This is a genomic window from Actinomyces sp. oral taxon 169, from assembly GCF_013394715.1.
Lineage (GTDB): Bacteria > Actinomycetota > Actinomycetes > Actinomycetales > Actinomycetaceae > Actinomyces.
In genome coordinates, this window is record NZ_CP058259.1 from 2,880,682 (window position 1) to 2,892,601 (window position 11,920).

An 11,920-nucleotide genomic window follows, 5' to 3' on the forward strand; every position below is an offset into this window, starting at 1 on the left:
CGGCATGCTCCTTCGATTACTGCGCACGCACCTGCGCCCCTACACGGGGTTGCTGGTGTGCGTTCTGGTGCTTCAGTTCGCTGAGGTGATGGCCTCCCTGTACCTGCCCACTCTCAATGCCGACATCATCGACAAGGGTGTGGCCACCGGGGACACCGGTTATATCTGGCGGATGGGCGCGTTCATGCTGGGGGTGAGCCTGGCCCAGGGCGTGTGCACGGTGCTGGCGACCTACCTCGCTGCGCGCGCGGCGATGAGCATGGGCCGGGACCTGCGCGGCGAGGTCTTCGACCGGGTCAGCGGCTTCTCCGAGCGGGAGATCTCCGCCTTCGGGGCGGGCTCGCTCATCACCCGCAACACCAACGACGTCCAGCAGGTCCAGATGCTGGTGATGATGAGTGCCACGATGCTGGTGACGGCGCCGTTCATGGCGCTGGGCGGAATTTTCATGGCGGTCACGCGCGCCCCGGGCCTGTCGTGGCTGATCGGGGTGTCGGTGCCGATCCTGCTCGTGGCGGTGGGACTCATCGTGGGCCGGATGCTGCCCCTGTTCCGCTCCTACCAGGACAAGCTCGACGCCATCAACCGGGTGATGCGTGAGCAGCTCACCGGCATCCGGGTCATCCGTGCCTTCGTGCGCGAGGAGGCCGAGACCGAGCGCTTCGAGGACGCCAACGGCGACATCGCCCGCGTCGGCGAGCGCGTGGGGCAGCTCTTCGTCCTGCTGTTCCCACTGGTGATGCTGGTGCTGGACGTGACGATCGTCGGCGTCATCTGGTTCGGTGGCCACCGGGTCGGCGATGGCGACGTGGAGGTCGGCACCCTCATTGCCTTCATGTCCTACCTCATGCAGATCCTCATGGGCATCGTCATGGCGAGCTTCATGACGATCATGATCCCGCGCGCCGCGGTGTGCGCCGAGCGCATCAGCGAGGTGCTGGCAACGTCGCCGACCATCACCTCCTCCCCCGACGCCGTCGACACCTTCCCGGCTCCCGGGACGGTCGAGATGCGGGACGTCACCTTCGTCTACCCCGACGCCGACGCCCGCGTCCTGGCGGAGGTGAGCTTCACCGTCCAGCCCGGGACGACGACGGCGATCGTCGGCTCGACGGCGTCGGGTAAGTCCACGGTGGTGCGGCTGCTGGCGAGGCTGCTGGAGGCCAGCAGCGGGCAGGTGCTCATCGGTGGCACCGACGTGCGCGAGGCTGACCCCGAGGCGCTGTGGGCCCAGATGGGGCTCGTGCCCCAGCAGCCCTTCCTGTTCGCCGGGACCGTGGCCTCGAACCTGCGCCTGGGGCGTGAGGAGGCCACCGACGACGAGCTGTGGGAGGCCCTGGAGGTCGCCCAGGCCAAGGACTTCGTCTCCAAGATGGACGGGGGCCTGGAGGCGCCCATCGCCCAGGGCGGCACGAATGTCTCGGGTGGTCAGCGTCAGCGCCTGGCCATCGCCCGGGCCCTGGTGCGCCGACCCGACATCCTCATCTTCGACGACTCCTTCTCGGCCCTGGACGTGTCCACTGACGCGCGGCTACGCGAGGCCATGGGGCCGGCGACGGTCGGCATCACGAAGGTGATCGTGGCCCAGCGCGTCTCCACGATCGTCGAGGCCGACCAGATCCTCGTCCTGGACGGCGGCCACCTGGTGGGCAGCGGCACGCACACTGAGCTGCTGGCCACCTGCGCCGTCTACCGCGAGATCGTCACCTCCCAGCTCGGAGCGGAGGCCGCAGCATGAGCAGGAACGCGAGCAGCCACATGGGCAAGAAGGCCGGCAGGAACGCCGACAGGGATACCCGAAAGAAGGCCGGGAGCGGTGCGCGTACCGCCGCGAGCGCCGTCGTCGGCGCCGATGAGCTCAGCGAGGAGGACCTCAAGCTGGCCGCTGAGGCGCAGGCCGCCTCGGGCGACTGGCACGACGGTCCGCCTCCGGGCAAGGCCGAGGCCTTCTGGCCCTCCTTCAAGCGGATGGTCGGCCTGCTGGGCGCCTACCGGGTCTCCCTGATGATCGTGGCCCTGGCCGCCGTGGGCACGGTCGTGCTGGCCGTGGCGGCCCCCAAGGTGCTGGGCCAGGCCACCAACGTCATCTTCGAGGGCGTGGTCTCCACGATGCTGCCGGCTGGCACCACCAAGGCCCAGGCCGTCGAGGCCCTGCGGGCACGGGGGATGGATGACTTCGCCACGATGCTCTCGGCGATGGACGTCATCCCCGGCGCGGGCATCGACTACACCCGCCTGGGCCGGATCCTGACGGTGGTGCTGGGCCTGTACGTGGGTTCGGGCCTGCTCAACTGGCTTGAGGGCTGGCTCATCAACCGCATCACGATCAAGGCCCTCTACCGGCTGCGCGCCCAGGTCGAGGACAAGGTGCACCGCCTGCCGCTGAGCTACTTCGATACCGTTCAGCGCGGCGAGCTGCTCAGTCGCCTGACCAACGACGTCGACAACGTCACCAACACCCTGCAGCAGTCCCTGTCCGGCGCCCTGACGGCGATCCTCACGGTGGTGGGGGTGCTGGGGATGATGTTCTCCATCTCCTGGAAGCTGGCGCTGGTGGCGCTCATCATGTTCCCGCTCATGGGCGTGGTCTTCGGGGTGATCGGGCCGCGCTCGCAGAAGGCCTTCACCCACCAGTGGGCGCGCACCGGCAAGATCAACACCCGGGTGGAGGAGTCCTTCTCCGGGCACGCCCTGGTGCAGGTCTACGGGCGCACGGCCTCGGTACGCGAGGCCTTCGCCGCCGAGAACGAGGAGCTGTTCCGGGCCTCGCTGCGCGCCCAGTTCCTCTCCGGGATCATGATGCCGATCATGCTGGTCATCGGGAACATCAACTATGTGGCCATCGCGGTGGTCGGTGGCGCCATGGTCGCCTCCGGGTCGCTGCGCCTGGGCGACGTGCAGGCCTTCATCCAGTACTCCCAGCAGTTCTCCCAGCCCCTGGGTCAGCTTGGCGGCATGGCCACGGCCGTGCAGTCCGGGACCGCGAGCGCCGAGCGGATCTTCGAGCTGCTCGACGCCGAGGAGGAGCGTCCCGACGACGTCACACCGGGGAGCGCCGGTGCCGCGGGGGCCTCGCCGAAGCGCCCGGCGGGCCCGGGTGTCATCGAGATGGAGCACGTGCGCTTCTCCTACAGCCCGGAGGTCGAGCTCATCCGCGACCTGTCGCTGCGGGTGGACCCCGGGCACACGGTCGCGATCGTGGGGCCCACGGGGGCGGGCAAGACCACCCTGGTCAACCTGCTCATGCGCTTCTACGAGCTCGACGGGGGACGCATCCTCATCGACGGGCGCGACATCGCCACCATGACGCGCCATGACGTGCGTCGCCGCACCGGCATGGTTCTCCAGGACCCGTGGCTGTTCGCCGGCACGATCCGCGAGAACATCCGCTACGGGCGGCCCGGCGCCACTGACGAGGAGGTCGAGGCCGCCGCGAGGGCGTGCTTCGTCGACCACATCATCAAGGCCCTGCCGCAGGGCTACGACACGGTTCTGGATGAGGACGCCGCCAACATCTCCGCCGGCGAGCGCCAGTTGCTCACGATCGCGCGGGCATTCGTGGCCAACCCGGCCGTACTCATCCTCGATGAGGCTACGAGCTCGGTGGACACCCGCACCGAGCTGCTGGTCCAGCAGGCGATGAACGCGCTGCGCGAGGGCCGCACGAGCTTCATCATCGCCCACCGCCTGTCCACGATCCGCGACGCCGACACCATCCTGGTGATGGAGCACGGCGACATCGTCGAGCAGGGCAGCCACGACGAGCTCATCGCGGCGGACGGCGCCTACGCGCGCCTCCACGCGGCCCAGTTCGCGGGCGGCGCCACCGTCGCCGTCGAGGACTGAGGCCCGGGAGCCCCGGCGCACTGTGTCGACACCCGGGTTCGGGCCGGGTCACGGCTTGGGCGGGGCGTCGACGGGACCGGCGCGGGCCTGGGCAGTGGCCTGGCGGGGCCGGCCGAGGATCGTCGTCGGGACGACGACGCTGACGGTGACGTCCTCGCCGGCCACGGAGCAGACGCTCACCGAGGCGCCGTTGGCTGCAGCCACGCGCTGCGCCATGGCGCAGGGGTCACTGGGAGCGATGACCGAGGACAGGACCGTGGCACCGGAGATGGCCGCGAGGTCGGCGGCGGCCCGGGCCCGGCCGGTGGCGCTCTGGGCCTGGATGAGGCCCGCGATGCCGAGCGCCGCGGCCAGCAGCACGGCGATGACGCCGAGCGCGTAGACGGTCCCCGAGCCGCGCTCGTCCCTCCGTGGGCGGTTCATGGGCTGCTCGGTTCGGTGTAGGTGCAGGCGCGGGCGCGCGCTGTCAGGCCCAGGCCGCCCAAGGGGCCGGGGACGGGGCGGGCGGCGGTGACGCAGGTGAGCTCGCCCTGCTCGACGCCGAGGCTCACCCCTCCGGCCACGCGCTGGGCTGCGCCGGCGTAGTCCTCCTGGCCGATGGCGGCCTGACGGGCGGCGGTGCGGGCGGCGTCGGCCACCCGCAGCTGAGTGACTCCGGCGCTGACCGCCGCCAGCACCATCAACAGCACAAGGACAACCGCAGGCAGTGACAGTGCCGTCTCAGCCGTCACCATCCCCTCCTCCCCTCCTGCGGTGCACCCGCCCTGGTCGTCGACCCCGCGGCCTCGTCGGGGCCGGCGACCAGGTGAGGGATGCGGTTCCACGCGGCTGGAGGGCCGGCGGGAAGCGGGACCCGGGCGGCGACGTCGGCCACCGCCGAGCGACCGGGCCACTCGGGGGCGAGCGCGCCCACCTGCTGCGATAACGGCGCACATCACACCGAGAGCGCCGACTCGATGATGGACTGCAACGCCCCGCTCAGGCTGCCCGAGCGCATGAGCGCCAGCAGCAAGCCGGCGAAGGCCGCGGCCGCCAAGGTGCCGATAGCGTACTCAGCGGTAGCCATGCCCTCCTCCTTGGTGACCAGGCGCCGCAGAAGCGCCGGCAGCGTCGAGGCGTCACTCGGGCGGGCCAGCATCACGCTGGTGCGCAGGGCGCGCAAGGTGGTCCGGGTGGGTCTCCTCATGGTGGTTCTCCTCTGATCGGTGGGGACCAGCGCACCGCCGCTCCCCAGCGGGCGCCGTGCCCGCCCCACCAGCATCGGGCCGCCCCGAGCCGCCGCGCTCAGGGGCTTGTCAGCCCTGTGGAGACCACCTGCAGTCCCGGCTCTGTGGCCCCTGGGACACCGCGAAATCAAGCAAACTCTCTAGGATTAACTTGATCAGATCAGCTCACCAGAAGCGATTTCAACAACTCAGCCAGACAATCTCATCACACCCTATTATATCCTAGAAGTTAAGAGGATCTATTAATGGACTCTACAATCGTCACAAGAGCTGCAGTCGACTCACGCAGCTCATTTTCAGTAACCTCGTCATTCAAATTATTCTCTGGATGATGAATGGAGTTACGAACAAATACAGGAAGTGTTGTTTTATATTTATTGGTCGACGTGCGAGCCCAGTCCCAGTCTTTTTCAACCCCTTGCTCTCAAGATAGGAATCAACCTCCTTTTCCGTGGCAAATTTACCATCCCCTTTCTGCGATTCGAGATGGCGTTGCACGTAGCCATAAAGCTCATTATGAAAGTCATTGCTACACACGTTAAATGCCCTGTAGTTAATTTCACCCCATGTTGGCTCACCTAATCCAAATATACCGAACTGAGTGGACATGTCGACACGCCTCCCAACCCCTTGACCCACAAGGACCGTGAGAAGATGAGCATTGTGATCAAATTTGCGAATCAAGTATGGGGAATGAGTGACAATAAACACTTGTTCGCGATTACCAATCTTACTCAGCGCTTCGCCAAGTTTGAGTTGCGCACTTGGGTGCAGCCAAGTTTCAGGCTCATCCAGCATAAGCGCGAGCGGCGTCAGATTAATTGTATCAGCAAGAGCAGACGATCGGGCATACATTTGGATGATACCAAGCGCAATAGCCCTTTGCATGCCGGTACCCTTCCCATCAACAAGCGTTTCACCAGCGCCATCATCCACATACATCTTCCCCTGTTTCATAAACACAGTCGCATCAGGCAATCCAAAATCGAAACGAAATCTAGCCTGCCCATATTGTTCGCGAACAAGTTTTTCTATGCCTTCTGCAAGAACTTTCGTTTCTCCCAAGAAGGACCCATCCCCTTCGATAGAAAAGGCTCTCTCGTGAGCCTCCGCAAGGTCCTTCCAGCGATCAGTTTGAGTAAACTGCCTAAACGAAGAGTCAAGAAGACGACCAAGCGTCTTGTTGCTGGCGAAATCGATATGATCGCCTGGCTGCGCGTTCGCCCAAACTGCCTCGAAGTCAAAAATCGCTTTTACTTTAGCATCAATACCGGTAACGTTCTCAAACTGCTCGTGCTCTGGATGCCAGAAACACACGCTCTTGACATCAACCTTTTTGTCTCTACCATTCTGAATCACGGTTCGCATCTCACTACTTCGCTCCAAACGGAGAATTCTTTGTCCACTATCCTCAAAGATAAAGTCTTTGAGGACTTTAAACTTATCCTGCGCCACCAGACCGTCAACATCTCCCGAGATATCAACTTCTACCCTGGTTGCTCCATCGGATTCGGTGCAATAGAATTTATCGGGGGTCCACCTTGTCGCGGACGGCCCCTCAAACATAAACAAAAGAGCTTCAAGTATCGTGGATTTTCCACTATTGTTATCACCGACAAAGAAGTTAACTCCTGGCTTAAAATCAAAACGATGCGCTCCTCGAAAACTCTTCACGTTCTCGATGATGGCGCTCCTCAGATACATACAGCCCTCCAAGTAATTCACAGGGAATTTTGTTCTAGTATATTGGATACTATCAGATTAGTTCCTTGTTGCGTCTGGATTTGCCCGCGCGTGCACCGACCCATCCGACGATGCCGCGTTCCCCCAGCCACCCGCGATTATCACCTGCGCCGAGTGTGACAGTGGTCCCCGGCGCTCTCTGGGCCAGATGTCACCGGAAAAACGGTGCTGTCGCCCAACGCCACAGCGGTAGCAATGTCCGCACCTGGCCCCACCTCCACCATGTGTACCGCGGCATCACACTGAAGGCTTCCAGGCAAGTACATGTCATGCATACAGGCGCGGGATTCACGTCTCCGCCCACGTGCAAGGCTCCATGGATGAGGGCCACAGTGCAGGCGTGTGGGGACGGCCGGCCTACGGCGGCGCCTGACGACGTCGAAGACCTCAGCCCTCGATGAGCTCGCGGATCTCGGCGGCGGTCAGGGCCGCCGGACTGAGCCCGCCCGAGCCCACCGCGCCGGCGCCACCCGCACCGGCGCCCGCAGCACCCTCGCCGCCGGCCTCGGCCTCGCCGGCCCCCTCGACGACCCGGGCGAAGAGCTCGGCCTTCTTCTCCTTGAGGGTCATGACCTTCTCCTCGATGGTGTCGGCCGAGACGAGCCGGTAGACCATGACCGGCTTGTCCTGGCCGATCCGGTGGGTGCGGTCGACGGCCTGCTCCTCAGCCTGCGGGTTCCACCACGGGTCCAGCAGGAAGACGTAGTCGGCCTCAGTGAGCGTGAGCCCGAAGCCGCCGGCCTTGAGGGAGATAAGGAAGATGTCGGCCTCGCCGGCCCGGAAGGCGTCGATGACCTTCTGCCGGTCGGGGGTGGAGCCGTCCATGTAGGCGGTTCGCACACCGGTGGCCTCCAGGTGCTCGCGCACGCCGGAGAGGTAGCGCGTGAACTGGGAGAAGACGAGGGCGCGGTGCCCCTCGGAGAGGATGGGCCCCAGGTGCTCGACCAGCACCTCGACCTTGGCCGACGGGCTCGGCCGCCGCCCCGGTCCGCTGCGGCCCGTTGCGGGGGCGCCAGCAGCCTTGCCCTTCGCACCCTTCCCGCGGGCCGTCTTCCTGCCAGAACCGCCCTTCCCACCGGCGGCCTCCCCGGCTTCCCCGCCACCCGCGCTCTCGGCGGCCTCAGGCTCAGCCCCGTCCTCGCCGTCGACGAGCGCCGGGTCGAGCGCCATCTGCCGCAGGGTGGTCAGCGCCTTGAGCGCGACGAAGCGCGACTGGGCGGTGTCCTCCTCCAACAGCCCGAGGATCCTCTGCCGCTCGCGGGCCAGGCGCTGGTCGTAGGCCTTGCGGTGCTTGGCGCCCAGCTCGACGGACAGGACCTGCTCAGTCTTGGCGGGCAGGTCCGCGGCCACCTGCTCCTTGGTGCGCCGCAGCAGGAAGGGCCGCATCCTGCGCCGCAGCCGCCCCAGCGCCTCGGCGTCCCCGCGGTCGATCGGCTTGCGGTAGACCTGCCCGAAGCGCTCCGGGTCGGGCAGCAGCCCCGGCGCCGCGATGCTCATGAGCGCCCACAGGTCCATGAGCGAGTTCTCCAGCGGCGTACCCGTGATCGCGATGGTCGACGGCGAGCGCAGCCGCCGCACCGCCTTGTAGGTGGCCGAGGTGTGGTTCTTGACGAACTGGGCCTCGTCGCACACCACCCAGGCCCAGTCCTGGGCGATGAACTCCTCCTCGCACAGGCGCACGATCGTGTAGGAGGTGACGACGACATCGCAGCCCTCCACGATCTCCTCCAGGGTCTCCTGGCGCTTGGCGGCGGTCCGCCTCACGGCCCGCACCCGCAGCCCCGGGCAGAAGCGCTCAGCTTGCTCCACCCAGGAGCCGACGACGGAGGTCGGTGCGATGACGAGCACCGGCCCGGTCCCCTCCGGCTCACCGGCGTCACCGGAGCTGGCCGGCTCGCTCCCCTGGGCCTCCTCGCGCAGCTCGATGAGGCGCTGGACGGCGGCGAGCACCTGGACGGTCTTGCCCAGTCCCATGTCGTCGGCCAGGACCCCGCCGAGGCCCGCCTGGCGCAGGAAGTCCAGCCACCGGTAGCCCTCGAGCTGGTAGGGGCGCAGCGTCGCCCGCATCCCCGCGGGCACGGGCACCCCGCCGGTCCCTTCACCAGTTCTCTCGGCGGCGTCGCCCGCGTCGTCGCCTCCGACAGGCCGTCCACCGGAGCGCTCGGCCGCGGCCTCGGCGGCGCGCGCCCGCTCCAGCAGCCGCCCGACCCGCTCCTTCCAGCGAGCCGTGGCCTGCTCGATGATGCCGAGTGACTCCAGGACCTCGTAGTAGCCGGCGTGCAGGGCACTGACCCGCAGCTCGCCCTGCGCCTGCGGGTCGGCCAGCTCGCGGCCCTCCTCCATGAGGCGGGCCAGGGCCTCGATCTCTGGGCGGTCGATGCTCACCCAGGTGCCCGACTCCAGGAGCACCTCGGGCTCCCCGCCAGCTACGGCCGCCATGAGCAGCGCCAGGGGGATCTCCTCCTGCCCCACGTGGACGCGCACGGACAGGGAGAACCAGTCCGGACGGTCCTCGTCGTCGTTGACGCTGGTGGTGATGACGGGGGCGGCGTCGGCCTCGCGGTAGTCGGGAACGTCGTCGTCGACCTCGATATCGAAGGCCTCCAACTCGCGCAGGACCGGAAGCGTCTCGGTCATGAAACGAGCCGTGGCCATGCCGCGCAGGTCCAGGGGCTGCCAGAGGGCCGGGTGCCGGCCGGCCAGGGGAAGCAGGTGGTTGAGGACCTCTCGGGCCAGGCGGGTCTCCCCCTCAATGTCCCGGCCGGCGGTCCCGCCCTCGATGCGCCCCTCGGCCGCCGCGGACAGGTCGGGCAGGGCGTGACTGCTCCGGACCTCGCCGTCCTCCCCGACGTAGCGGATGAACCACTCGGTGCTCAGATGGTGCTCGGCGGTATCGACGTGGACCGCGAGCGCGGCGCGCAGCGTCGTGGGGCGGGGCATGCGGATGGAGGTGTCGGCGGACAGGACCGGCAGCGCCCGGGTGAGGGCCTCAAGATGCTCGGTCTCGAAACGCTCGACGTCCCCGGCCGGGATGGTGATGGCCTCGCCGTCGCCCCGCAGCACCCGGGAGAGGGCCTCGGTGGGGCGCGGCTCGAGCGGCATGAGGAGCAGCTCGCGCCCGGGCATCCACGTGTAGAAGCCGTGGACCGGGTCGCCGATCGGCATGAGGGAGAAGCTCAGGCGCAGTCCGGGGACCTGGAGGCGGCGCAGTTCCTCGACGTCGTCAATCTCCAGGGCGGGGGTGATGGCGATGTCGCCGTCGCCCTCCCGGGTGAGGTGGATGCCGCCGCGCAGCCCGTCGGCGAGGTAGACGGGCATGCCGTGGCGCTGGGCGGTGGTGAGGGTTAGGCCGGCAGCCACCCCGCGGCGCAGCACGTCCCAGACGTGGGCGGGCGCGGTCGTCAGGGAGAGGCGGTCGTCGGCGTAGTAGAAGCCGTAGCCGCCGGCCATGCCGGCCAGCTCGCGCAGGACGCCCATGACGGTGGGGTCGACGTCGTCGTCCAGGCCTCCGGCGGCGATCTGGGTCCAGGCGGCGCCCTGCCGGTTCCAGCCGCGTTTGCCTTCGATGAGCGGCAGCATGGACAGGCCGGCGGGGGTGCCCCACATGTTGCCGGGGTCGTCGATGATCTCCAGGGCCATCCGACGGCGCGGGGCTCGCTCCACCTGCAGCAGGTCGGCCAGCCGGCTCTCCCAGGGGGCGGGCCCGCCGGAGGGGGCGGCGGCGCCGTCGGGCTCGGCCTGCGCCAGGGTGCGCGCGGTAATGAGCAGGGCGGCCGTGTGTTTGCAGTCGCTGCCCACCGGGCACGAGCAGGTGCCGGCCCAGGACGCCGGGGCGCTGCGGGCGCCCTGCTTGCGGAAGACCATGGTCTGGTAGGTGTGCGCGCCCGAGCCCTTGGACTGGGCGCTGATGATGTCCCCGTCCCCGGCGACGCTGATACCCCGCACCCGCCCCTTGCGCGCATAGTCCAGGCCGCGCTCAAAGGCCCGGTGGCCGACCCGACTGATGATCTGGCCATCAGTGAGCTCCACCGGCCAGTCGTCATGCCGAATCGCGCGAGCCATGGCCCCAGGTTAGACGCGGGGTACGACACCTTCGGGCGCCGTCCGGCCGCTGATCGCACGCTGGGCGCGAACGGCGCCGGTCTCGCACCCGGTCGCGTGGGGCCGGGTGCCGGGCGGGGTGAGGGACCGGCCGTAGCCCGGTCGGATAGGCGGGTGGGTACCTCCCCCGTGAGGAGGAGCCGCCCCGGACCCGGATCTCGCACCCCGGGTGGATCACATTTCGATGACGGTGCGTTGTACTGGATCCATGAACGCGATGCTGACCTGTGAAGAACTGTTCCTGCTGCTGACCAAGGATTCAGGCAAGCCGGAGAGCCGCATGGCGCACTCGTCCTACGGGCTCACCGGGGCACTGCTCACCGACCTGCTGCTGGCCGGCCGTATCAGCCTGACCGAGGAGCGCAACCCCCGCATCTACATCGTCAACTCCGAGCCGACCGGGCACCCCGTCCTGGACCAGGCCCTGGAGATCCTGCCCGCCAAGGACGGCAAGCGATTCTCCTCCCTGGTGTGCTGGAGCAAGCTCAACCCCACCCGCCACATCGCCGAGTCCTTGGCGGCGGCCGGGGTGGTGCGCATCCACACCGGCGGGCTGTTCGGTTCGCTGAACCCCAGCTACCCCACGCTCGATCCCCTCCCCGAGCGGCAGCTGCGTGCACGCATCGACGCCGCCCTGCGCGGGGTGCAGCCGCCGACCGCCTCCGATGTCGCCCTGCTGTCGATCCTGCAGGCGCTCAGTGTCGCACCGACCGTCCTGCCGCAGCAGGAGACCGGTCTCAGCCGCGGAGAGCTCAAGCGCCGGATCAAGGAGCTCGCGGGGGAGAGCCCCGTGGGGCGCGCGGTGCAGCGGGCCGTGGAGGCCGTGACGATGGCCATCATCGCCGCCGGGAGCGTTGCGGCGGCTTCGTCGAGCTGATCGCGGCCGGCTCTCCGCGCACCACCGCCCCCACTCCGGCCCCATCGGGGACATTCCGCGCCGCGGGGGACATTCCGCGCAGACGGGGACACCACCCATTGGCTTGCGCAGCGCCACGAAGGATGCG

General features: G+C 67.8%; 8 protein-coding genes. 3 read left to right on the forward strand and 5 right to left on the reverse strand.

Annotated features, from left to right (window positions below; translation table 11 throughout):
• The first annotated feature begins 4 nt into the window (after positions 1-4).
• Together HW274_RS12055 and HW274_RS12060 are read left to right on the forward strand one after the other, a co-directional pair.
• Positions 5-1,738, forward strand: a complete 1,734-nt coding sequence (locus HW274_RS12055) for an ABC transporter ATP-binding protein (RefSeq protein WP_075254774.1) — start codon at positions 5-7, stop codon at positions 1,736-1,738.
• Positions 1,735-3,846 carry an ABC transporter ATP-binding protein gene (locus HW274_RS12060; RefSeq protein ID WP_313902160.1) on the forward strand — a complete coding sequence of 704 codons (2,112 nt, stop codon included), beginning with the start codon at positions 1,735-1,737 and terminating at the stop codon, positions 3,844-3,846. Before HW274_RS12055 ends, HW274_RS12060 begins: the two co-directional genes overlap by 4 nt.
• Positions 3,847-3,894: 48 nt before the next feature.
• Here HW274_RS12060 and HW274_RS12065 read toward each other — a convergent pair whose 3' ends face one another.
• From HW274_RS12065 to HW274_RS12085, 5 genes are all read right to left on the reverse strand, one after another.
• A complete protein-coding gene (locus HW274_RS12065) occupies positions 3,895-4,269 on the reverse strand; it encodes an Rv3654c family TadE-like protein (protein WP_075254776.1) in 375 nt (124 codons plus the stop codon).
• Positions 4,266-4,580, reverse strand: a complete 315-nt coding sequence (locus HW274_RS12070; protein WP_043538407.1) for a TadE family type IV pilus minor pilin — start codon at positions 4,578-4,580, stop codon at positions 4,266-4,268. Before HW274_RS12070 ends, HW274_RS12065 begins: the two co-directional genes overlap by 4 nt.
• Positions 4,581-4,780: 200 nt before the next feature.
• Positions 4,781-5,032, reverse strand: a complete 252-nt coding sequence (locus HW274_RS12075; protein ID WP_185988889.1) for a DUF4244 domain-containing protein — start codon at positions 5,030-5,032, stop codon at positions 4,781-4,783.
• Between the two features lie 352 nt (positions 5,033-5,384).
• Positions 5,385-6,776 carry an ATP-dependent endonuclease gene (locus HW274_RS12080; protein WP_185988890.1) on the reverse strand — a complete coding sequence of 464 codons (1,392 nt, stop codon included), beginning with the start codon at positions 6,774-6,776 and terminating at the stop codon, positions 5,385-5,387.
• 426 nt (positions 6,777-7,202) lie between these two features.
• Complete coding sequence (locus HW274_RS12085) at positions 7,203-10,877, reverse strand: DEAD/DEAH box helicase (RefSeq protein ID WP_185988891.1); 3,675 nt, start codon at positions 10,875-10,877, stop codon at positions 7,203-7,205.
• A 256-nt stretch (positions 10,878-11,133) separates the two neighbouring features.
• Here HW274_RS12085 and HW274_RS12090 point away from each other — a divergent pair, with 256 nt between their 5' ends.
• Entirely contained in the window at positions 11,134-11,793 is a 660-nt protein-coding gene (locus HW274_RS12090; RefSeq protein ID WP_185989634.1) for a GPP34 family phosphoprotein, read from the forward strand.
• Positions 11,794-11,920 lie beyond the last annotated feature (127 nt).

Excerpts from the sequence above, each read along its gene's own strand:
- HW274_RS12090 (WP_185989634.1), top strand. The coding sequence starts at position 11,134 with ATGCTGACCTGTGAAGAACTGTTCCTGCTGCTGACCAAGGATTCAGGC.
- HW274_RS12060 (WP_313902160.1), top strand. The coding sequence starts at position 1,735 with ATGAGCAGGAACGCGAGCAGCCACATGGGCAAGAAGGCCGGCAGGAAC.
- HW274_RS12080 (WP_185988890.1), bottom strand. The coding sequence starts at position 6,776 with ATGTATCTGAGGAGCGCCATCATCGAGAACGTGAAGAGTTTTCGAGGA.
- HW274_RS12055 (WP_075254774.1), top strand. The coding sequence starts at position 5 with ATGCTCCTTCGATTACTGCGCACGCACCTGCGCCCCTACACGGGGTTG.
- HW274_RS12065 (WP_075254776.1), bottom strand. The coding sequence starts at position 4,269 with ATGAACCGCCCACGGAGGGACGAGCGCGGCTCGGGGACCGTCTACGCG.
- HW274_RS12075 (WP_185988889.1), bottom strand. The coding sequence starts at position 5,032 with ATGAGGAGACCCACCCGGACCACCTTGCGCGCCCTGCGCACCAGCGTG.
- HW274_RS12070 (WP_043538407.1), bottom strand. The coding sequence starts at position 4,580 with ATGGTGACGGCTGAGACGGCACTGTCACTGCCTGCGGTTGTCCTTGTG.
- HW274_RS12085 (WP_185988891.1), bottom strand. The coding sequence starts at position 10,877 with ATGGCTCGCGCGATTCGGCATGACGACTGGCCGGTGGAGCTCACTGAT.